Genomic DNA, 21,794 nt, shown 5'->3' with positions numbered 1-21,794 from the left:
CGGGTTATGGTTGCGGCGGGCGAGGCCGCTTGCCGATCGTGATTTCGACTGCGATCGGCTTGCCCTCGCGCAGCAGGCCGAATTTTGCCTTTTCTCCTGGCGGCAGCGCGGCGATCAACTCCAGCATCACTTGTGCATCCTTGACCGGCTTGCCGGCCACTGAAACCAGGATGTCACCCGGGCGCACGCCCGCCTTGTCGGCCGGGCCGTTGCGCATCACGCCGGCGATCAGCGCGCCTTCCTCGCTCTTCACCCCGAACGATTCGGCCAGCTCGGGTGTCATGTCCTGCACTTCGACGCCGATCCAGCCGCGCGTCACCGTGCCGGTCCTGACGATCTGCTCCATGACGTTTTTCGCCAGCGAGACCGGGATCGCGAAACCGATACCCATCGACCCCCCGCTTTGCGAGTAGATCGCCGTATTGATGCCCACCAGCCGGCCATTGCTGTCGACCAGCGCGCCACCCGAATTGCCGGGATTGATCGCCGCATCGGTCTGGATGAAATCCTCGAAAGTGTTGATGCCCAGATGGGTGCGGCCCAGCGCCGAAACGATGCCATGAGTGACGGTCTGGCCGACGCCGAAGGGATTACCGATCGCCAGCACCACATCACCGACGTGCAGCGTGTTGGGCGGCGCGAAGGTGATCGGCGTCAGCGGCTTGTCGCTGGAGATCTTCAGCACCGCGAGATCCGACTCCGGATCGGTGCCGACCAACTGGGCGGGAAGCTTGCGGCCATCCAGCAGCGCGACCTCGATCGCATCGGCCGATTCGACGACATGGTTGTTGGTCAGCACGAAGCCGTCTGCCGATACGACGACGCCACTGCCCAGCCCCGACTGGCGCTGCGGCTCAGCGCCGAAGCGGTCGCCGAAGAAGCGGCGAAACAGCGGGTCGTCGGAAAACGGCGGCTGGCGGATCTCCTGACTGGTGAAAATATGCACGACGGTGGGCAAGGCAGCACGCGCTGCCTCGGCGAAGCTGGCGGCCGTGCGCGTCCCATCCTCTTCCGTCGCTTGCTGGATCGCGACCACCTGCGGTCGGCCGATGCCGGGCCGAAAGCTTAGCCATTCCGGCTTCAGGGTTTGCACCACGAACAGTGCCGCGACGCTGATCGTCACGGTCTGGGCGAAAATGAGCCACAATCGCTTGATGAACATGGAGGCTGGAAAAAGTGCGACGCGAGGAATTGACGGCTTATCTGAATGGCATGCTGGCGCCTGAGCGCTTTCGCGATTATTGCCCAAACGGCTTGCAAGTGGAAGGACGCGACGAGATTCGCCGCATCGTCTGCGGCGTCACCGCGAACCTGGCGCTGATCGAAGCGGCGATCGAACGCGGCGCCGATGCGCTGCTCGTGCATCACGGCTGGTTCTGGAAGGGCGAGGACGGCCGCATCACCGGCTTTCGCAAGCAGCGCCTGCAGCGCCTGCTCGCGCACGACATCAACCTGATCGCCTATCACCTGCCGCTCGATGCCCATCCCGAGGTCGGCAACAACGCGCAGCTCGCCCTGCGCTTCGGTTGGACGATCGACGGCCATTTCGGCGAGCACGAACTGGGCTGTCGTGCCGTGTTGCCAGCGCCGAGTTTTGCAGGAGACATCGCCGAACAGGCGGCGCGTGTGCTGGAGCGCCCGCCGCTCATGATCGGTGACTCGGCGCGGTTGATACGCACCGTCGCCTGGTGCAGCGGCGGTGCGCAGGACTGGTTCGAAGCGGCCATCGCCGCCGGCGCCGACCTGTTCCTGTCAGGCGAGATTTCCGAACACACCGTGCATCTGGCGCGCGAAACTGGCGTAATCTATCTGGCGGCCGGCCATCATGCGACGGAGCGTTATGGCGTGATGGCGTTGGGCCGGCATCTGGCCGAGCGCTTCGGTCTCGAGTGCGAGTTCGTCGAGATCGACAATCCTGTCTAGTTGAAGTGAGCCGCGCGCATCAGCGAAATCAGGAGCAGCAACTCCTCGGCGACCGGTTGCGGAAAGCCCGACCGTGCGCCGCCGCGGTTGTCGGCGAGCAGGTTCTGCATATACAGGAGACAATCTGCGGTGCCCCATAGCTCGGTGAGACGTTTGGTGATGTGCGGGAAATTTTCGAGCGTCTGCTGCCCACCCGGTTGCGGGTGCCAGTCTTCTGGGCGAACGTTGAAATGCAGACGCAGCTCCTCCGCCGAGCGCTCGAACTCCGCCTGCTGGCCGTTCCTGCGATAGATCTCGAGCAGCTTGAGCCAGTGCCGCAGCGCCTGTTTCGGTTCGCTGCGGATCTTTTCGGTCAGTGCTTGCACCGCGCCATGGCCCAGGCCCATCGACAGCATGACCTCGGCGAGCTCGATGGCCTGATCGGTCTCTTCGGACGCGGGGGCTTCGATCGATGACGGCTCGGGCTCGACCGGTGTCGGAAGCGGCTGGACCAACGACGGTGCGGGAGCAGCCGGCGCGGGTGTTGTCGGCGTCGCAGTGACTGCCGCGGGCTGGGCCGGGGATTCCTTGGGGAGGGCTGGTGGTGGAGCTGGTGGAATGCTGCGCTTTTCCGCCGCAGAGGCTGCCGCTGGCTCGGCAAGCTTCGCCCTTGCCGTCGTCGGCGCTTGCTTCGCGCCCTGTTTCCTGCCCAGCCAGAACGCCAGAAGTGCCAGCAGGGCGGCCCCCGAAAGTGTGGGCATCCAGCCGCCGAGGGGGCCGGGGACTTCCACCTCCTCGACGACGGTTTTCTCGACTACGACAGGCGGCGGTGCTGGTTTCGGTGCCGCGCCTATATCGGGCAATTGCCGCACCACCCGCTCGATGTCGGCGAGCAGGGCGTCGATGTGCGTCAGGCTCGCCAGGATGCCATTGATGACTTGCGTGTCCTCCTTGAGCCAGCGCTGGAACGCCTCATCGGAAATGGTGCGTACGGCAGGCGCCGGCGTGGGCAGTGCGGCAGGCGGTTGGGCCTCGGCTCCCCACGGCCAAACGAGGATCAGGCCGGTGAGAAGCTTCGTTCGCAGAGTGGATGCTGGGCGGCTCAAGGTCGCGGGTCGCTCGATGAATGAGGATGACGCGATTGTGCCGTTGCGCGACCATGGCGAAAGCATGATTACAGGGGCATTGCGGCGTCAAACGACGCTTTTGGCAGGCGCACCCGTCTGGATCATGCCCCTTCGCGTTCGGCCAGCCGCCGCAGCACGAGTGGGAAGGCGCCCGTGAGGAAACACGCGATCGCGGAAACGATCAGCCCCCAGCCCGCCATCTCGTCGGCGAGCAGCGGATGGACCTCCTTGAGCCAGCCGGCGAAGACGGCAATGCCGGCCAGTGCGCAGATGGCACCGAGCGCCAGGAAAAACAGCGTGGTCCATGGCCAATGATGCGGCTTCATGCCTTCCTCAGATCAAGGATGCGCTTCGCTTTCCCTTCCGAGCGGGCAAGACTGCCGGCATCCATGACCTCGATCTTGGTGTTGATGCCGATCAGCGACTTGATGTGGTGGCGCAGTTCGGCACCCGCCGCGGCACGCTGCGCCGGATCGGCAGCGCACTCCGGTTTCGCCTCGACGCGCACGGTGAGGTCGTCGAGATGCCCTTGGCGCGAGACCACGAGCTGATAATGCGGCGCGAGCCGGGGCGTCTTGAGGATCAGTTCCTCGATCTGGCTGGGGAAGACATTCACGCCGCGGATGATCAGCATGTCATCCGACCGGCCGGTGATCTTGTCGATGCGGCGGAAGCTCCTGGCCGTCGGCGGCAACAGGCGCGTCAGATCCCGCGTGCGGTAACGCACCACCGGCAGCGCCTCCTTGGTCAGCGAAGTGAACACCAGCTCGCCAGGCTGGCCGTCGGGCAGCACCTTGCCGGTTTCCGGGTCGATGATCTCCGGGTAGAAGTGGTCTTCCCAGATCGTCGGGCCGTCGCGCGATTCGATGCATTCGACCGCCACACCCGGGCCGATCAGTTCGGAGAGACCATACAGGTCCATCGCGACGATGCCGAGGCGCGATTCCAGCTCCCTGCGCATCTCCTCGCCCCACGGCTCGGCGCCGAAGATGCCGCGCTGCAGGGTCGAGGCGCGCGGATCGAGCCCCTGGCGCTCGAATTCATCGACGATGTTGAGCACATAGGACGGCGTGCCGACGATCATCGTCGCGCCGAAGTCGCGGATCAACTGCACCTGCCGTTCGGTTTGCCCGCCGGAGATCGGCACCACGGTGCAGCCGAGCCGCTCCGCGCCGTAATGCACGCCGAGGCCGCCGGTGAAAAGCCCGTAACCGTGGGTGATGTGGATGATGTCACGCCGCGTGCCGCCAGCGGCTTGAATCGAGCGCGCCATGATGTCGGCCCAGGTGTCGATGTCCTTCTGCGTATAGGCGACGACCGTCGGCTTGCCGGTGGTGCCAGAGGAGGCGTGCAGACGCACGATGTTCTCCAACGGCTCGGCGAACATGCCATAAGGGTAGGTCTGGCGCAGGTCCTCCTTCGTCGTGAAGGGAAACTTCGCCAGGTCGTCGAGCGACTTCAGGTCGTCCGGATGCACGCCGGCGGCGTCGAACTTGGCGCGGTAGTGTGGCACGCGCTCATAGACCCTGCGCACGGTGGTCTTGAGGCGCGAAAGCTGTAGTGCGGCAATCTCGTCGCGGCTGGCGCGGGTGATGTCGTTGCTCATTTCGGCCGCGTGTCGATGACGCGTTTGGCCTTGCCGATCGAGCGCTCGATCGCGCCCACTGCCTTGATCTCGACCTTCGTCGAGATGCCGACATAGGACTTGATGTGGTGCTGCAGGTCGTGGGCGATGAATTCCTTTTCGGGCGCGGTCAGCGTGGCGAATTCGGGCTTGATCTCGACATTCACCGTCATCGCATCCAGATGGCCTTCCCGGCTGACTTCGAGCTGGTAGTGCGGCGAGAGCTTGGGCTGCTTGAGGATCAGTTCCTCGATCTGGCTCGGGAAGACATTGACGCCGCGGATGATCAGCATGTCGTCGGAGCGGCCGGTGATCTTGGCGATGCGCCGCATCGAACGCGAGGTCGGCGGCAGCAGGCGGGTGAGGTCGCGCGTGCGGTAGCGGATGATCGGCAGCGCTTCCTTGGTCAGCGAGGTGAATACCAGCTCGCCGAGCTCGCCGTCGGGCAGCACTGCGCCGGTGTTCGGATCGATGATCTCCGGGTAGAAATGGTCTTCCCAGATCACCGGGCCGTCCTTGCTTTCGATGCATTCCTGTGCCACGCCCGGACCCATCACTTCGGAGAGGCCATAGATGTCGATCGCATCGATGGCGAAGCGCTTTTCGATTTCCTCGCGCATCTCTTGCGTCCAGGGTTCTGCGCCGTGGATACCGATCTTCAATGCACAATCGGCGGGATTCAAACCCTGGCGATCGAACTCGTCAGCGATCGCCAGCATGTAGGAGGGGGTCACCATGATGATTTTCGGCTTGAAGTCCTGGATCAGCTGCACCTGCCGCTCGGTCTGGCCGCCGCCAAAGGGGATCACCTGGCAACCCAGCCGCTCGGCACCGTAGTGGGCGCCCAAACCCCCGGTGAACAGCCCGTAGCCATAGGAGACATGCACGCGGTCGCCGGGCCGGCCGCCGGCGGCATAGATCGAGCGCGCCATCAGATGCGCCCAGGTGTCGATGTCCTTCTGCGTGTAGCCGACCACGGTCGGCTTGCCGGTGGTGCCCGACGAGGCGTGGATGCGCACGACCTTGTTTTCCGGCACCGCGAACATGCCGAAAGGATAGGTGTCGCGCAGGTCCTGCTTGGTGGTGAAGGGGAATTTCGCCAGATCGGCGAGTTCGCGAAAATCGTCCGGATGCACGCCCGCGGCATCGAACTTGGCGCGGATGTGGGCTACGTTGGTATAGGCGTGGTGCAGCGTCCAACGCAGACGTTCGGTCTGCAAGGCGACGATCTCGTCGCGGCTCGCGGTTTCGATGGCATCGAAAGCTTTCATCCTCTTTCTTTCTCCCTGAGTGCCCGACCGCTTTGGGCGGCAAGTTGCGGAACTTTATCATGGGCGGCGGCGCTAGAATTTTTCGCATCCAGACGAGACGCGATACCGCCAGATATTGATAAGAAAATTCGAGTGAAGAATTAAATGCTATTATTTGTGCTTTGCAGCATGCGCCATGTCCAATCCAATCTCCGGGGATGATTTTTCATGAAGATTCACGAATATCAGGGCAAGGAAATCCTGCGCAAGTTCGGTGTGGCGACCCCGCGCGGCATTCCCTGTTTTTCCGTCGATGAGGCTGTCAAGGCCGCCGAGCAGCTGGGTGGCAAGCTGTGGGTGGTGAAAGCTCAGATTCACGCCGGCGGGCGTGGCAAGGGCGGCGGTGTCAAACTCGCCAAATCGCTCGACGAGGTGCGGCAACATGCAGCGAGCATCCTCGGCATGCGCCTCGTCACACACCAGACCGGCCCGGAAGGCCGCATCGTCAAGCGCCTCCTGGTCGAGGAAGGTTCGGACATCAAGAAGGAATATTACGTCGCCTGTCTGACCGACCGGGCGACGCAAAAGGTGGCGATGATGGCTTCCTCCGAGGGCGGCATGGACATCGAAGAGGTCGCGGCCAAAACGCCGGAGAAGATCATCAAGGTGTTCATCGATCCGCTCGACGGCATCAGCGATGAACAGGCCCGGCAGCTCGCCGTTGGCATCGGCGTGCCGGCGGGCTCGCTTCCGCAGGCCGTCGCGATCTTCAAGAATCTCTACACCTGCTACATGGAGACCGACGCCTCCCTGGCCGAGATCAACCCGCTGATCCTCGAGGGCGACGGCAGCATCAAGGCGCTCGACGCCAAATTCAACTTCGACGACAACGCGCTGTTTCGTCACCCCGAGATCGTCGCCTACCGTGACCTCGACGAAGAGGACCCGGACGAGATCGAGGCGTCCAAATACGATCTTGCCTACATCAGCCTCGACGGTAACATCGGCTGCCTCGTCAATGGCGCCGGGCTGGCGATGGCGACGATGGATACCATCAAGCTCTTCGGCGCCGAACCGGCCAACTTCCTCGACGTCGGCGGCGGCGCCACGGTCGAGAAAGTCACTGCGGCCTTCAAGATCATGCTGAAGAATCCCAAGGTCAAGGGCATTCTGGTCAATATCTTCGGTGGCATCATGCGCTGCGATACGATCGCCACCGGCATCGTCACCGCGGCGAAGGAGGTGCACCTCACGGTGCCGCTGGTGGTGCGCATGAAGGGCACCAACGAAGAGATTGGTAAAAAGATCCTCGCCGAATCGGGCTTGCAGATCATCGCCGCCGACACGATGGCGGATGCCGCGACCAAGATCGTCGCCGCCGTGAAATAAAGGAATCCCCCATGTCGATCCTCATCAACAAGGACACCAAGGTCATCACCCAGGGCATCACCGGCAAGACCGGCCAGTTCCACACCGAAAAGTGCATCGAGTACGCCAACGGCAAGCACTGCTTCGTCGCCGGCGTCAATCCCAAGAAGGCCGGCGAGAAGATCTTCGACATCCCGATCTACGCTTCGGTCAAGGAGGCGAAAGAGGCCACCGGTGCCACCGTCTCCGTGATCTACGTGCCGCCGGCGGGCGCCGCCGAGGCGATCTGGGAAGCGGTCGAGGCCGACCTCGATCTGGTCATCTGCATCACCGAAGGCATTCCGGTGCGCGACATGCTGATCGTCCGCAACAAGATGAAGCGCAAAGTCGCCCAGGGCGGCAAGGAAACCCTGCTGCTGGGCCCCAACTGTCCCGGCCTCATCACCCCGGACGAGATCAAGATCGGCATCATGCCCGGCCACATCCACAAAAAAGGCCGCGTCGGCGTCGTCTCGCGCTCCGGCACGCTCACCTATGAAGCGGTCGCGCAGCTCACCGAGCTGGGGCTGGGCCAGTCCTCGGCGGTCGGCATCGGCGGCGACCCGATCAACGGCCTCAAGCACATCGACGTGATGAAGATGTTCAACGACGACCCGGACACCGACGCGGTGATCATGATCGGCGAAATCGGCGGTCCGGACGAAGCCGACGCCGCACGCTGGTGCAAGGACCACATGAAAAAGCCGATCGTCGGCTTCATCGCCGGCGTCACCGCGCCGCCCGGCAAGCGCATGGGGCATGCCGGCGCCTTGATCTCCGGCGGCGCCGATACGGCGGAGGCGAAGCTGGCGATCATGGAAGAATGCGGCTTCAAGATCACGCGCGATCCGTCGGTGATGGGTAAGCTGCTCAAATCGCTGTTGTAAAAGTCGGCGCTGGCAGGACGGCACGATGGCCTGGTTTCTCTCCGAAGCCGACGTTCGCCAGCTGTTGACGATGGATCTGGCGCTGGAGGCGGTCGAGGCCGCCCACCGCGCCCATGCGCTTGGCCGGGCCATCGATATCCCGCGGCAGAGAACGCGCGTGCCGACCGCCTCGCTGCACATCCTGCAGGGGGCGCTGCTCGACGAGGGCGTGATGGGCTACAAGGCCTACACGGCGAGCAAGGCCGGCGCACGCTTCCTCGTGCATCTGTTCGATGCCGCCGACGGTCGGCCGCTGGCGGTGATCGAGGCCGACTTCCTCGGCATGATGCGCACCGGCGCAGCCGGCGGTATCGCGGCGAAGCATCTGGCGCGTCCGGATGCTGCCGTCGTCGGCATGATCGGTGCCGGTTGGCAGGCGCAGGGACAGCTCGAAGCCTTGTGCAAGGTGCGGCCCGTCCGGCAGGTCAAGCTCTACTCGCGCAACCCGGACAAGTGCCGTCTCGCCAGCGCCGACTTTGCGCAGCGCTTCGGCGTCGAAGTCACGGCGGTCGACAATGCCGAAGCGGCGGTACGCGGGAGTGACATCGTCGTCACCATCACCACCTCGGCCACGCCGGTCGTGCAAGGCGAGTGGCTTGCGCCCGGTATGCACCTCAATGCCGCCGGCTCCAACGCCTTGATCCGCCGCGAACTGGACGAAAAAGCGGTCGGCCGTGCGAGCCTGGTCTGCGTGGATAGCCGGGAAACGGCACTGCGCGAGGCCGGCGACCTGCTGCCGGCGCTCGAAAAGGGGCGCCTCTGCGCCGGTCAGCTGATCGAACTGGGCGAAATCGTTGCCGGCATCCGGTCGGGCCGCACCGACCCCCAAGCCATCACCCTGTTCGAATCGCAGGGCATGGCGATCCAGGATCTCGCCGTGGCGCGGCGCCTGTTCGAGCTCGCTCGCACGCAAGGATTGGGCCGCAGTTGCCCTTGACATAATTGAGAAAGGGTTGCAAGAATGCAACCCATCCTATTGTTTGGTCATGCAGATGCATCCAGATTTCTCCTCGGCCATCGAGATGGTCGCCTTGAGCGATCCCGGGCGTATGCGGCGCAACAACGAAGACGCGGTCTTCGCCGATGCGCGACTGGGCTTGGCCGTGCTGGCCGACGGCATGGGCGGGCACAACGCCGGCGAGGTGGCGAGCAGCATGGCGGTCACGGCCATCGGCAGCGAGCTGGCGCATGCATTCGAGACGATCCCGCCCGAGCGTCTGTCGGCCGCGGGGACATCCCATGCCTGCGAAGCACTCGCCGACGTCATCCGGCGCACCAACGCGGCGATACATCAGGCGGCACAACAGAACCGCCGCTATGCCGGGATGGGGGCGACGCTGGTCGTGGTGCAGTTCTTCGACGACCGGCTCGCCGTCGCCCATCTCGGCGACTCGCGGCTCTATCGCTGGCGTGCTGGCGAACTGGCGCTTCTCACGCGCGACCATTCCCCCTTGCAGGAACAGATTGACAAGGGCATGATTTCGCCTGAACAGGCCCGCCATGCGCCGAATCGCAATCTCGTTACCCGTGCGCTCGGCGTGGAGGCGGACGTGGTGGTGGATGTCGCCGAGCATGCCGTCCTGCCCGACGATGTGTATTTGCTGTGTTCCGATGGCTTGAACGACATGGTGGATGACGAAGAAATCGCCAGGGCGCTGAACGAATTCTCGGCAAATCTGCAACTTTGCAGCGCGCAACTGATCCAGATTGCGAATCGGCATGGCGGGCGCGACAATATCTCGGTTATCCTTGCGAAAATCAAACGGTCTTTCCGGGCATCTGCCTGAATGGGGAAGGCAGGAAAACCATAGGTAGCCGCTCATGATCCACGTCCAGAAGGAAGCTCAAGATGGCTAAGCTCATACTCAGCATGGACAACCTGGTGCTCAAAGAGATTCCGATCGACAAGGAGCGGGTCACCATCGGCCGCAAGCCGAGTAACGACATCCAGATCGACAATCTGGCGATCTCGGGCAATCATGCCGTGATCGTGACGATCCTCAATGATGCCTTCCTCGAAGACCTCAACAGCACCAACGGCACCTTCGTCAATGGCCGACAGATCCACAAGCACTTCCTGCAGGATGGCGATGTGATCGAGCTCGGCAAATACCGGCTCAAGTATGTCAAGGAAGCGAGCCCGTACGCTGCCGTGCAGGAAGATTTCGAAAAGACCATGGTGCTGCGGCCCGAAATGTTGCGCAAGGCGGTGCAGCCCGCCACAGCGGGCCAGCCAGCCGCACCGGTCTCCTCATCCTCGTTCGTGCCGCCACGCCCTGCGACGTCTCCGACACCGACGCCGACCGCACCGGCGATGGCCGCCTCACCCCAGCGTGAATCCGTTGCGACGCCGGCAGAGCCAGCGGCTGCCCAGGCGGCACCGCTACCGCTCGGCGCGATCCAGGTGCTCACCGGCAGCAACGCCGGCAAGACGCTCGATCTGGTGAAGTCGCTGACCACGCTGGGTAAACCCGGGGTGCAGGTGGCGGTGATCGCACGCCGGCCGCATGGTTACTTTCTGACCCATGTCGAAGGCCCCCGTCACCCGCAGGTCAACGGCACACCCATCAGCGTCCAGGCTCACCCGCTCAAGGATCACGACATCATCGAGCTGGCCGGCGTGAAAATGGAGTTCTTCCTCAAGGATTGATGTCGCGTCAACGCAGCGTCTGAACCCGTGAGTGCAATCCTCAGTCCGCTGACCACCGGCACCGGCAGCGAAGCCTTGAGCCCGAGCGAGCTCGGCAGCCGGCTGGCATTCTTCAAGAATCTCCAGGCCGTCACCAACAAGATCCATGCGACCTCGAACATCGAAGAGATCATGCTCGAGCTCTCGCAGGACATCTGCGCACTGTTCAATGCCGACCGGCTGACGATCTACACCGTCAGCGACGATCGCAGCGCGATCGTCTCGAAAGTGAAGACAGGGCTCAACTCGTTCCGCGATCTGCGGCTGCCGATCTCCGATCAAAGCATCGCCGGTTACGTCGCCTTGCAGCGGCAGGTGTTGAACATCAGCGATGTGTATGACGAAGCCGAGCTGAAAGCGATCAATCCGCACCTGCGCTTCCTCAAGGAAGTCGACCGCCGTACCGGTTACCGCACCCGGCAGATGCTGGTCGGCGCGATCGTCGATACGCATAGCGACGAATTGCTCGGCGTCGTGCAGATCATCAACAACAAGGCCGGCACGCCGTTCGCCGGCTTCCAGGAAGAAGGCATCAAGGGCTTGTGCGAGACACTGGCGATCGCCTTTACCCAGCGCAACCGGCCCGAGCACGTCGTCAAGACGAAATACGACCATCTCGTGCTCGATGCCGTGATCACCGCCGAAGAACTCGAGCTGGCCAGCAAGGCGGCGCGTCAAAAGAACATCGACATCGAAGAGGAGTTGATCAGCGAGTTCCAGGTCAAGCTGCCGGCGATCGGTATCGCGCTGGCGAAATTCTTCGGGGTGCCTTACGAGCCCTTCCGGCCGGACCGTATCAAGCCGATGGACTTGATGAAAAACCTGCGCCGCGAATACGTCGAGCAGAACCAGTGGCTGCCGATCGAGGACGGCAAGGAAGGTATCGTCATCATGACCCTCGATCCCGAGCAGCTCAGGAGCTCGCGGGTCGTCAACAACATCTTTCCGCGCAACAAGATCGCCTATCGCGTCACGACGAACCGCGAATTCCGGCAAACGGTCGAGCAGTTCTACGGCGGCGGCTTCAGCGACGACAGCGATGTCGGCGACCTGCTGTCGTCGATGGATGAAGGGGAAGGCGAGGCCGAGACCGGCGACGAGATCTCTGCCGCCGCCGACAACGAGCTCGTCAAGCTGGTCAACAAGATCATCATCGATGCCTACCAGCAGGGTGCCTCGGACATCCACATCGAGCCGGGTATCGGCAAGGAACGCGTGATCATCCGTTTCCGCAAGGACGGCTCGCTGCAAAAGTACATCGAGATCCCGCACAGCTATCGCAGTGCGATCGTCGCGCGCATCAAGATCATGTGCGACCTCGATATCTCGGAAAAGCGCAAACCGCAGGACGGCAAGATCAAGTTCAAGAAATTCGGCCCGCTGGACATCGAGCTGCGCGTCGCCACCCTGCCGACTGCGGGCGGTGTCGAGGATGTGGTGATGCGGATTCTCGCCGGCGGCGAGCCGATGCCGATCGAACAGCTCGGCCTGTTGCCGCACAACGAGACGCGCCTCAAGGAAACCGTTTCCAAACCCTATGGCATCTTCTTCGTCTGCGGCCCCACTGGCTCCGGCAAGACCACCACGCTGCACTCGGTGCTGAAGATGCTCAACACCCCGGACACCAAGATCTGGACCGCCGAAGACCCGGTGGAAATCACCCAGAAGGGGCTGCGGCAGGTGCAGGTCAACAAGAAGGCCGGGCTCGATTTCGCCACCATCATGCGCGCCTTCCTGCGTGCCGACCCGGACATCATCATGGTCGGCGAAATGCGCGATGCCGAAACCACGCGCATCGGCCTGGAAGCCTCGCTCACCGGCCACCTGGTATTCGCCACGCTGCACACCAACAGCGCGCCGGAATCGATCGTGCGGCTCCTCGACATGGGCATGGACCCGTTCAACTTCGCCGATGCGCTGCTTGGCATCCTCGCGCAGCGTCTTGCCAAGCGTCTGTGCGTCAAATGCCGTCAGCCCTATGTGCCGGGAGCCGTCGAGATCAAGCATTTCCTCACCGAATACTGCGAGGAGCTGCAGGCGCTGGAAAGCTTCAAGCGCGACTCCAAGGCGGCGATGGAAGCCATCTACAAAGACTGGGTGAAAAAGTATGCCAACGAAAAAGGCCAATTCACCCTCTATCGCGCCCGCGAAGGCGGCGATTGCGAAGTCTGCGGCGGCACCGGCTACAAGGGCCGCATCGGTCTGCACGAGCTGATGGTCGGTACCGATGCGGTCAAGAAACTCATCCAGGAGCATGCGCGCGTGGCGCAATTGCTCGCCCAGGCGCTCGAAGACGGCATGCGTACCCTGAAGCAGGACGGCATGGAAAAGGTGTTGCAAGGCCATACCGACATGAAGCAGGTGCGTGCGGTCTGCATCAAGTGAGCGATACCGCCAACGATCTTTTCGCGCGACTCGATCGGCTCAACGAGATCGGTGCGGCACTCTCCAGCGAACGCGATCTCGGCCGCCTGCTCGAACGCATCCTCGTCGCCGCCAAGACCATCACCGGCGCCGAGGCCGGCACGCTCTATCGCATCACCGAAGACGGCCAGGCGCTCTCATTCGCCATCGCCCTGAACGATGCGCTCGGTCTCGCGCTCGGCGGTGCCTCCGGCCAGCCGGTCGAATTTCCCGATCTGCCACTGTACGATGCGCAAGGGCAGCCCAACCATGCGCTCGTCGCTACCCATGCGGCGCTGAGCGGCGAGACGGTGAATATTCCGGATGCCTACATCGCCGCCGGTTTCGATTTTTCAGGTACCCGCCTGTTCGATGCGCGCACCGGCTACCGCTCTCACTCTTTTCTCACCGTGCCGATGAAGAACCACGAAAACGAAATCATCGGCGTGCTGCAACTGATCAATGCCCTCGACCCGACGACGCGCGAGATTCGCGCCTTCACGCTGGCCGACCAGCGTCTGGCCGAATCGCTCGCCTCGCAGGCCGCCATCGCGCTTTCCAACCGCCAGCTGATCGACCAGCTCGAAACACTGTTCGAATCCTTCATCCGGCTCATCAACCTGGCGATCGACGAAAAATCACCCTACACCGGCGGCCATTGCCAGCGCGTGCCCGAGCTCACGATGATGCTCGCCGAGGCAGTCAATAGGACGCAGACCGGCCCGCTGGCCGACTTTACGCTGCAGCCCGCCGATCTGCACGAGCTGAAGATCGCCGCCCTGCTGCACGACTGCGGCAAGATCACCACGCCGGTGCATGTCGTCGACAAAGCCACCAAGCTGCAGACCCTGTTCGACCGCATCGAACTCATCGACACCCGCTTCGAGGTTTTGAAGCGCGATGCGCAGATCGCTACCCTGCGGCGCCTACTCGATCTGCGCGTGCCGCAGGATGCCGCGGCCGAAGCCGCCTGCTGGGAATCGCTAAAGCATGAGCTCGCGCAGCTGGATGCCGAGCGTGAATTTCTGCGCACAGCCAACCGCGGCAGCGAGGCGATGCCGGAAGCCGACCGACAGCGCGTGCGCGAGATCGGCACGCAACGGCAGTGGCGTAGCCCGGAAGGCGTCGAAACCGACTTCCTCGATAGCGACGAAATCGACAATCTGACGATCCGCTCCGGCACCCTGACCGCGCGCGAACGCGAGATCATCAACCACCACATCGTTACGACGATCGAGATGCTCGAAGCGCTGCCCTGGCCGAAGCACCTGAAGCATGTGCCCGAATACGCCGGCGGGCATCACGAGCGCATGGACGGCCGCGGCTATCCGAAGGGCCTGACCCGCGAGCAAATGTCCGTGCAGGCGCGCATGATGGGCATCGCCGACATCTTCGAGGCGCTCACCGCCAGGGATCGCCCCTACAAGCCGGCGATGAAGCTCTCGCAGGCGCTGGGCATCATGAAGAAATTCGCCGCCAACGGCCACATCGACCCGGACCTGTTCGAGGTCTTCCTGCGCGAGAAGGTCTGGCTGCGTTATGCCCAGGCTTTCCTCGACCCGGAACAGATCGACCTCTGAAACTCGGCGCTGGCGGAACGGCAGGGTGACGAAAATCGTCACATTCTGACGCCGCACGAAAGCCGGCGCAGTGAAATCGGGGCTTTTCCGGCACGAAATCAGCTTTACCTACCTGGCACGGCGGTTGCATAATCTCCGGCAGCACGATTCGAGTGCTTCAACCAAAGGAGAGATCTATGAAACGCGTTCAACAAGGCTTTACCCTCATCGAACTGATGATCGTCGTGGCGATCATCGGCATTCTGGCTGCCGTCGCCTTGCCGGCGTATAAGGATTACACCGTTAAAGCAAAGATGTCAGAAGTAGTGCTCGCAGCCAGCGGTTGCCGTACAGCCATCACCGAAGCATATCAATCTGGTTCTGGAACTACTGGTCCGGGTGCGAACAACTGGGGTTGCGAGTCTTCTACTGCGACAACGAAGTATGTTGCCAAAATCGAAACAGATCAAAACGGCAAAATTACTGTAACAACACAAAATTTCAATGACTCTGCAATCGATGGCAAACTACTCGTTCTGACTCCATATGCCGATACGGCTGCGACTACTGCTATGACAGTCGCATCAAACATGGGTCAGCAAATCGCTGCTTGGAAGTGTGGAGACACAGGTACTACTGTGCCCACGAAATATCTGCCGGGTTCCTGCAAGTAATCAATCGAATCCACAAATCAAACCCCGCCGCGGCGGGGTTTTTTGTGCCGTCCTGCCAGCACCGACTATGCGATAGGAGTCGGCGCCCGGCGGGACGCTTTCATTTCCTCCAGCGCCGACTTTCTCGCCTGATCAGCGCACGATGTCTTCGATCGCGTCGACGACCATGCTGGTACCGACGGCGATCAGGAGGATGTCGCCGGCGACCTGGACGTAGCGGTGGCGCGGTGGCGGTGGCGGCAGACGCACGACGAGTTCGTAGGGCAACTCGTAGTAACGCACGTCCGCTGGCAGGGGGCGGCCCTTGACCCATTTCTTCGCGTGGCCGGGCGGCAGGCAGCCATTGTGTTTCTTGGCCAGCCCCGGCGGGCAGTGGCCGGCGCGCACCTGGGCACCATAGTATTCGATGACCACGCGGCGCGAACCGTCGTCGAAGAAGTAGGCGGGGCGCTCGTCGCGGTCGCGCTCATGCCGTTCGTGCTTGTCTTTCTTGCCGTGCTTTTCGCCCGCCCAGCCCGGCTTGTCGGCATGGACGATGCCAACACCCAGGAAGCCGGCGGCAAACAGTGCGGCAAGGCGGATCGCAGTGAGGGGACGGGTTGCGTGTTTCATGGCCGGCTCCTGCGGATGGAAACGGTGAGATGGTGGGTGGTACAGGATTCGAACCTGTGACCAACTGGTTAAAAGCCAGCTGCTCTACCGACTGAGCTAACCACCCATGATCGTCGGAGAGCGACGATCTTGTTGCTGGTGGGCTGTGAAGGATTCGAACCTTCGACCTACGGATTAAGAGTCCGCTGCTCTACCAACTGAGCTAACAGCCCGCTGAATCTGGTGGACCGAAGGAGGATCGAACTCCCGACCTCCGCATTGCGAACGCGGCGCTCTCCCAGCTGAGCTATCGGCCCAAGAAGCCGCGCATTATAGCGGTAAAAACGGCCGGTGAGGTGAACTCTGCACCGGCCGTTTCTTTCCCCTTTGCAGCGTTCTTATTTGGCGAACTTCTCCAGCACTTCGGCGCGGATCACCTGGCCGTCGAGCCCGGTCTGCTTCACATCGCCGCCATAGGCGAGGCCGAGCAGCTGCGAATAGAACACGACCGGCATGTTGAACTTGGTGCCGTGCTTCTTGTTGATCTCGGCTTGATACAGCTCGACGTTGGCCTGGCAGAGCTGGCAGGGCGTGGCGATGACCTGCGCGCCGTGATCGTAGGCGGATTCGACGATGTCGCGGATCTGCTTGAAGGCCTTGTCGGGTTCGGAGAAGGCCAGCGCGCCGCCGCAGCAGGTGACTTTCTGATCATAGGGCACCGGCTCGGCGCCGACGGTTTCGATCATCTTGTCGAGATACTGCGGGTTTTCGAAGGATTCGCCGGCGATGCCGAAGGGCCGGTTGGTCTGGCAGCCGACATAGCCGGCGATCTTGACGCCGTCGAGCGGCCGCACGACCTTGGCTTTCATCTGCTCATAGCCGATGTCCTCGATCAGCACTTCGACCATGTGCCGCGGCTTGACGTTGCCCTGATAGGCGAGATTGACTTCCTTGAGGGCTTCGTTGGCATCGGCCTTCATACTGCCATGTTCCTCGAAGCGGCCCTTGGCATCGCGCAACGCCAGCCAGCAGGCCGGGCAGCCGGTGACCATGTCGTAACCGGGCATCTCCTGCTCGACGATCGCCATGTTGCGCGCGTTGAGCACCAGGCGCGGCAGCTCGCCACCTTCGGCATAGGCGATCGAGGCGCCGCAGCAGTTCCAGTCCGGCACTTCGTTGAGCTCGATCTCCAGCTTTTCGCACATGTAGCCGAAGGAGTTGAGATAGTTCGAGGCCGAGGCGCCCTTTTGCGAGGAGCAGCCCGGATAGAACGCATATTTTTTCTTTGCCATGTTTGCTTGTCTCCTGTCAGGCGAGGCTAGGCCAACCCTCTGCGCTTGTCTTCGATTTCGCGCGCCTTGGCGATCATGCGCTGGATGCCGCTCTTGTCCTTGCAGGTGTGGCCACCGAAGATCTCCATCGGGTTGAGACGCTTGGCCTTCATCATCCCCAGACCGATGTCCTTCATCGCCATCGCGTTCTTGATGCCCTGGCCGAAGCCATCGCGGAAGTACATCGCCAGCGAGAAGGTCATCTCATTGACGCGGCCGTTCTTGACGACGTTCTTCCAGAACAGCACGGCGATGTCGCGCGTCGGCTGGCCTTTCGGCACCAGGCCGAGGCGATGGGCATAGTTGGCCAGGCCGTGCATGATGTGGGTGATCGGCAGCTTGCGCGGACAGCGCACGATGCAGTTGTAGCAGGAGGTGCACATCCACATCGAATCGGAGGTGAGCACTTCCTCGCGCTTGCCGGCACGGATCATCATGAAGATCTTCTGCGGCGAGTGTTCCCAGTGCGGGCCGAACGGGCAGGAGCCCGCGCAGACGCCGCACTGCATGCACATCTTGACCCACTGGCCGTCTTCGACGCGCTCCTCGACTTCCTTGAGGAAGTTGTTCTTGTAGCGGGCGATGGCTTGAGTATTTGCTTCGCTCATGGTCTCTCTCCTTGGATCAGCCGAAGCCCTTCATGGGCGACGGGCCGAGCTCGTTGAGCTGCGCGACGTAGTCGTTGATCAGCTTGGCGACGCGCGCGCCATCGGTGATGGCGATTTCATAGGTCTGCATGCGCTCGGGTTCGAGACCCATGCCCTTCATCGTGTCGCCGACCTTGCCGAGGCGGTAATAGGCCATTTCCGAGCCCTTGACGAAGTGGCACTGGTAGTTCTCGCCCTTCTGGCAGCCCATCATCATCACGCCGTCATAGCCGGAGTTGAGCGCGTCGGTGATCCAGATGGTATTGACCGAGCCGAGGCAGCGCACCGGGATGACGCGCACGAAGGCGGAATAGGTATGGCGCTGCATGCCGGCCATGTCGATCGCCGGGTAGGCGTCGTTCTCGCAGGCGAGGATCAGGATACGCGGCTTTTCTTCGTCCTCGTCCGGTACCTCGACGGCCTTGACCTGCATGCCGACGGTGTCGCAGGAGTAGTTCTCGAAGGAGATCACGCGCACCGGGCAGGCGCCCATGCAGGTGCCGCAGCGGCGGCAGCGTTCCTCGTTGAACACCGGGAAGCGCTTTTCGTCCTCGTCGATGGCGCCGAACGGGCATTCGACGGTGCAGCGCTTGCACTGCGTGCAGCCTTCGAGACGGGCCTTCGGAAATGACAGGTCCCAGGCGCGCGGATGCGCGGCGCGGCCTAGCGCGGCGTTCTCGACGGCCTGGATCGCCTTCAGCGCGGCGCCGGTGGCGTCTTCCTGGGCCTGATGCATGTCCATCGGGCGGCGCATCGGGCCGGCGGCGTAGATGCCGGTGCGGCGGGTCTCATAGGGGAAACAGATGAAGTGCGAATCCGCGAAGCCGTACTTGAGCTGCGGCATGTCCGGGCCCTGGCGGTAGTTCAGGTTGAGCACGGAGATCTTCTGCAGCTCGGCCTTCTTGGTCTTCGCCGCTTCGTCACCGGACTCGGCGGCAGTCACGGTGGCCGTCCATTCGTCGAGGTTGACGCCGGCATTCGGCACCTGGCCGGTGGCGAGCACCACCAGATCGGCTTGGGTCGCGGTGTTCTCGTCGAGGATCAGATCCTTGAATTCGACCGTACAGGTATCGCCGCCGGTGACCTTGCTGGCCTTGCCCTTGGTGAAGATCACGCCCTTCTTCTGCGCGCTGCGGTAGAAGTCCTCGCCCATGCCCGGCACGCGCAGGTCCTGATACATAACCACGGTGTCGATGTCCGGGTTCTGGTCCTTGAAGTAGATCGCCTGCTTGATGCTGGTGCCGCAGCAATGGCCGGAGCAGTAGGGCAGGTGGGTGCCCGAATCGTCACGCTGGCCGGCGCACTGGATGAAGACGACCGACTTGACCTCCTTGCCATCGGCACGCTTGATCGGCCCGCCGTTGGCGGCGCGCGCCAAGGCCTCGAGGCCGGCCTGGTCGACGACGTTCGGCTGACCGCCGCCCAGCTCGGGCAGCTTCTCGATCGGGTAGGTCGTGAAGCCGGAGGCCTGCACGATCGCGCCGCACAGCTCCTCGCTGACGTTGCCGCTCATTTGGTCATTGAGGGCGGCGATCTTGACCTTGAAGCGGCCCGGGGCGCCGGCGGTTTCGGCGACCGTCGCATTGAGATAGACCTTGATGCGCGGGTTGCTGGTGATCTGTGCGGCCAGTTCCGCGGCGCCGGTCGGCTGCGGTTCGGCGTAAGGCATGGAAAATGGCATGCGCTTCCACATCTGGTTGGCGAAGCCGCCGAGCTGGCCGGTCTTCTCGACCAGCACCACCTCGTAGCCGGCATCGGCCGCGGCCTGGGCCGCCGTCATGCCGGACATGCCGCCACCGACGACGAGGATCTTCTTGCTCGAAGACTCCTTGACGTTGCCGGCAGGCAGGGTCATCTTCTTGACCTCGGCACAGCTCATGCGGATGTAGTCCTCGGCCATTTCCTGACGCACTTCGTCGTGCTCGGAACCTTCCGCGACCGCCCAGATCACGCCTTCACGCAGGTTGGCGCGGGAGAGCGCGACGTTCGTGAAATTGAACGCCTCGGTCTTGGCGCGCCGCGAGCAGGCGGCGATGCAGACGTGGCTGACGCCTTCATTGGCGATGTCGTCGCGGATCATCTTCACGCCTTCCTCGTTGCAGAGGAAGGGATGGGTCTTGATGATCTGCATCTTGCCTTCGACTTTGGCAACCCTTTCGAGCTTGGCGACATCGAGGATGTCGCCGATGCCGCAGCCGGAGCAGATGTAAGCAGCGAATTTGTTATCGGCCATGGTTACGCGGCCTCCGTGGAAGCAGTTTTGTGGATGACCTGGACGGCGCGCAGGGCGGCCGCCGTCGCGCTTTGCACGGCGCGGTTGACGTCCAGCGGGCTGGCTGCGGCCCCGGCGCCGAACATGCCGCCGCTCTGCGAACCTTCGATGAATTGCGAGGAGTCGAGGATGATGTCATCGGGCAGCTTGACGCCGACGACTTCGGGCTCCATGCCGACGGCCAGCACGACGAGGTCGTGTTCGTTGGCGTAGCGGTGATAGCCTTCGGTGTTGACGCCATGCAGGATCGGGTTGCCGTTGGCTTCGTTCACCGCGATGCGCGCCACCTTCGATTTGACGAAGCTGACGTTCGGATCCTTCTGCACGTCCTGATAGAAGTCTTCGAGGCGGTCGATGACGCGGATGTCGATGTAATAGACGGTCGACTTTGCCTCGGGGTCGATCTCGCGCACATACATGGTCTGCTTGAGTGTCGCCATGCAGCAGATGCGCGAGCAGTGACGCAGATGGTTCTCGTCGCGTGAACCGGCGCACTGGATGAAGGCGATGTTCTTCGCTTCCTTGCCATCGGAGGGTCGCAGGATCTTGCCGCCCGTCGGGCCACGCGGATCGCACAGGCGCTCGAATTCGAGGCTGGTGATCACGTTGTCGTAGCGGTCGTAACCATAAGGCTGGATCTTGTTGGCGTCATAGGGATGCCAGCCGGTGGCCCAGACGATGCTGCCGACCTTGAGCTCGATGGTCTGTTCCTGCATGGTCAGATCGACCGCGCCGTATTTGCAGGCGGCTTTGGCGGCTTCGCCTTCGGCCGTGCCGACGATCGACGGATCGATCACATAGCGCAACGGATAGGCCATGGCATGCGGCAGGTAGGCCGCCTTGACCTTGTCGAGGCCGTAGTTGAAGGCATTGGGCACTTCGGCAGTGACCGCCTTGCCGCACTCGCCGCAGGCGGTGCAGTTTTCATTCACATAGCGCGGCTTCACCTTCAGCGTGACGGTATAGTCGCCGCGGGAGCCCGAGACGGCTGCCACTTCGGTCATCGTCATCACACGCACGTTGGGGTTGCCCTTGATGCGCTTGAGGTTGATTTCCAGACCGCAGGTCGGATGGCACATCTTCGGGAAATAGCGGTAGAGCATCGATGTGCGGCCGCCCAGCGAAGGGGTCTTTTCGGCCAGTATCACCTGCTTGCCACATTCGGCCGCCTCGAGGGCCGCCGTCATGCCAGCGATACCGCCGCCGACGACCAGGATGGTCGAGTTGGTTGCGATTGAAGCTGTCATCAAGCCTCCGTTTGAGTGGGTACAGCCAGGACGAAACTTCGGCAGCCTTCGCTCGTTGGCTTCGGCCGAAAACACCGCCACGGGTCGAGCGCCGCCAAAATCGGTTGCCGATTGTAGCCGTCTAATTCCGCGCCGGATCATGCGC

At 62.7% G+C, this 21,794-nt stretch carries 19 protein-coding genes and 3 tRNA genes; 9 read left to right on the top strand and 13 right to left on the bottom strand.

Annotation, left to right across the window (positions count from 1 at the left end; genetic code table 11):
* Nucleotides 1-4: 4 nt before the first annotated feature.
* Nucleotides 5-1,156 carry a Do family serine endopeptidase gene (locus M52SOB_RS11735; RefSeq protein WP_131112531.1) on the bottom strand — a complete coding sequence of 384 codons (1,152 nt, stop codon included), beginning with the start codon at nt 1,154-1,156 and terminating at the stop codon, nt 5-7.
* 56 nt (nt 1,157-1,212) lie between these two features.
* Here M52SOB_RS11735 and M52SOB_RS11730 point away from each other — a divergent pair, with 56 nt between their 5' ends.
* Complete coding sequence (locus tag M52SOB_RS11730; RefSeq protein WP_431306337.1) at nt 1,213-1,923, top strand: Nif3-like dinuclear metal center hexameric protein; 711 nt, start codon at nt 1,213-1,215, stop codon at nt 1,921-1,923.
* Here the strand turns inward: M52SOB_RS11730 and M52SOB_RS11725 are convergent.
* The 4 genes from M52SOB_RS11725 to paaK (M52SOB_RS11710) form a co-directional block, all read right to left on the bottom strand.
* Complete coding sequence (locus tag M52SOB_RS11725; protein ID WP_131111978.1) at nt 1,920-3,008, bottom strand: type IV pilus assembly protein FimV; 1,089 nt, start codon at nt 3,006-3,008, stop codon at nt 1,920-1,922. The two genes, M52SOB_RS11730 and M52SOB_RS11725, sit on opposite strands and share 4 nt — an antisense overlap.
* A gap of 122 nt (nt 3,009-3,130) precedes the next feature.
* Nucleotides 3,131-3,355: a hypothetical protein gene (locus M52SOB_RS11720; RefSeq protein WP_131111977.1), complete on the bottom strand. Its 225-nt coding sequence runs from the start codon at nt 3,353-3,355 to the stop codon at nt 3,131-3,133.
* Nucleotides 3,352-4,635 carry a phenylacetate--CoA ligase PaaK gene (paaK, locus tag M52SOB_RS11715; RefSeq protein ID WP_131111976.1) on the bottom strand — a complete coding sequence of 428 codons (1,284 nt, stop codon included), beginning with the start codon at nt 4,633-4,635 and terminating at the stop codon, nt 3,352-3,354. The genes M52SOB_RS11720 and paaK (M52SOB_RS11715) overlap by 4 nt, the downstream gene beginning before the upstream one ends.
* On the bottom strand, nt 4,632-5,924 hold the full coding sequence (gene paaK, locus M52SOB_RS11710) for a phenylacetate--CoA ligase PaaK (protein ID WP_131111975.1): 1,293 nt from the start codon (nt 5,922-5,924) through the stop codon (nt 4,632-4,634). Before paaK (M52SOB_RS11710) ends, paaK (M52SOB_RS11715) begins: the two co-directional genes overlap by 4 nt.
* Before the next feature lie 207 nt (nt 5,925-6,131).
* Here paaK (M52SOB_RS11710) and sucC point away from each other — a divergent pair, with 207 nt between their 5' ends.
* The 8 genes from sucC to M52SOB_RS11670 all read left to right on the top strand — a co-directional run bounded on the left by sucC (nt 6,132) and on the right by M52SOB_RS11670 (nt 15,561).
* Nucleotides 6,132-7,292, top strand: a complete 1,161-nt coding sequence (gene sucC, locus M52SOB_RS11705; protein ID WP_131111974.1) for an ADP-forming succinate--CoA ligase subunit beta — start codon at nt 6,132-6,134, stop codon at nt 7,290-7,292.
* A gap of 11 nt (nt 7,293-7,303) precedes the next feature.
* Nucleotides 7,304-8,197: a succinate--CoA ligase subunit alpha gene (sucD, locus tag M52SOB_RS11700; RefSeq protein ID WP_131111973.1), complete on the top strand. Its 894-nt coding sequence runs from the start codon at nt 7,304-7,306 to the stop codon at nt 8,195-8,197.
* 25 nt (nt 8,198-8,222) lie between these two features.
* Nucleotides 8,223-9,173 (top strand): ornithine cyclodeaminase family protein, encoded by a 951-nt coding sequence (locus M52SOB_RS11695; protein ID WP_131111972.1) that lies wholly within the window; start codon nt 8,223-8,225, stop codon nt 9,171-9,173.
* 85 nt (nt 9,174-9,258) lie between these two features.
* A complete protein-coding gene (locus M52SOB_RS11690) occupies nt 9,259-10,023 on the top strand; it encodes a Stp1/IreP family PP2C-type Ser/Thr phosphatase (RefSeq protein WP_131111971.1) in 765 nt (254 codons plus the stop codon).
* Between the two features lie 62 nt (nt 10,024-10,085).
* A complete protein-coding gene (locus M52SOB_RS11685) occupies nt 10,086-10,886 on the top strand; it encodes an FHA domain-containing protein (RefSeq protein WP_131111970.1) in 801 nt (266 codons plus the stop codon).
* A gap of 27 nt (nt 10,887-10,913) precedes the next feature.
* Nucleotides 10,914-13,310 (top strand): GspE/PulE family protein, encoded by a 2,397-nt coding sequence (locus tag M52SOB_RS14065; RefSeq protein ID WP_131111969.1) that lies wholly within the window; start codon nt 10,914-10,916, stop codon nt 13,308-13,310.
* Nucleotides 13,307-14,908 (top strand): HD family phosphohydrolase, encoded by a 1,602-nt coding sequence (locus M52SOB_RS11675; protein WP_284155098.1) that lies wholly within the window; start codon nt 13,307-13,309, stop codon nt 14,906-14,908. Before M52SOB_RS14065 ends, M52SOB_RS11675 begins: the two co-directional genes overlap by 4 nt.
* Before the next feature lie 176 nt (nt 14,909-15,084).
* Nucleotides 15,085-15,561: a pilin gene (locus M52SOB_RS11670; protein ID WP_131111967.1), complete on the top strand. Its 477-nt coding sequence runs from the start codon at nt 15,085-15,087 to the stop codon at nt 15,559-15,561.
* Nucleotides 15,562-15,693: 132 nt separating this feature from the next.
* On the opposite strand, the gene M52SOB_RS11665 is transcribed toward M52SOB_RS11670, so the two are convergent.
* The 8 genes from M52SOB_RS11665 to M52SOB_RS11630 all read right to left on the bottom strand — a co-directional run bounded on the left by M52SOB_RS11665 (nt 15,694) and on the right by M52SOB_RS11630 (nt 21,649).
* Nucleotides 15,694-16,173: a hypothetical protein gene (locus M52SOB_RS11665; RefSeq protein ID WP_131111966.1), complete on the bottom strand. Its 480-nt coding sequence runs from the start codon at nt 16,171-16,173 to the stop codon at nt 15,694-15,696.
* Nucleotides 16,174-16,203: 30 nt separating this feature from the next.
* Nucleotides 16,204-16,279: transfer RNA gene (locus M52SOB_RS11660), tRNA-Lys, on the bottom strand.
* 30 nt (nt 16,280-16,309) lie between these two features.
* Nucleotides 16,310-16,385: transfer RNA gene (locus tag M52SOB_RS11655), tRNA-Lys, on the bottom strand.
* Nucleotides 16,386-16,393: 8 nt separating this feature from the next.
* A tRNA-Ala gene (locus M52SOB_RS11650) sits at nt 16,394-16,469 on the bottom strand.
* A gap of 81 nt (nt 16,470-16,550) precedes the next feature.
* Nucleotides 16,551-17,444, bottom strand: coding sequence for a CoB--CoM heterodisulfide reductase iron-sulfur subunit B family protein (locus M52SOB_RS11645; RefSeq protein ID WP_131111965.1), 894 nt, complete (start codon nt 17,442-17,444; stop codon nt 16,551-16,553).
* Nucleotides 17,445-17,470: 26 nt separating this feature from the next.
* Complete coding sequence (locus tag M52SOB_RS11640; RefSeq protein WP_131111964.1) at nt 17,471-18,091, bottom strand: 4Fe-4S dicluster domain-containing protein; 621 nt, start codon at nt 18,089-18,091, stop codon at nt 17,471-17,473.
* A gap of 16 nt (nt 18,092-18,107) precedes the next feature.
* Complete coding sequence (locus tag M52SOB_RS11635; RefSeq protein ID WP_131111963.1) at nt 18,108-20,363, bottom strand: hydrogenase iron-sulfur subunit; 2,256 nt, start codon at nt 20,361-20,363, stop codon at nt 18,108-18,110.
* A gap of 2 nt (nt 20,364-20,365) precedes the next feature.
* The gene (locus M52SOB_RS11630) at nt 20,366-21,649 is read right to left on the bottom strand and encodes a CoB--CoM heterodisulfide reductase iron-sulfur subunit A family protein (protein WP_131111962.1); all 1,284 of its coding nucleotides are present in this window, start codon (nt 21,647-21,649) and stop codon (nt 20,366-20,368) included.
* Between the last annotated feature and the right edge of the window lie 145 nt (nt 21,650-21,794).

Origin of the sequence: Sulfuricystis thermophila (assembly GCF_004323595.1) — a bacterium.
Lineage (GTDB): Bacteria > Pseudomonadota > Gammaproteobacteria > Burkholderiales > Rhodocyclaceae > Sulfuricystis > Sulfuricystis thermophila.
Note: the sequence above shows the minus strand (reverse complement) of the source record. Positions and strands in the feature narration are given on the sequence as shown.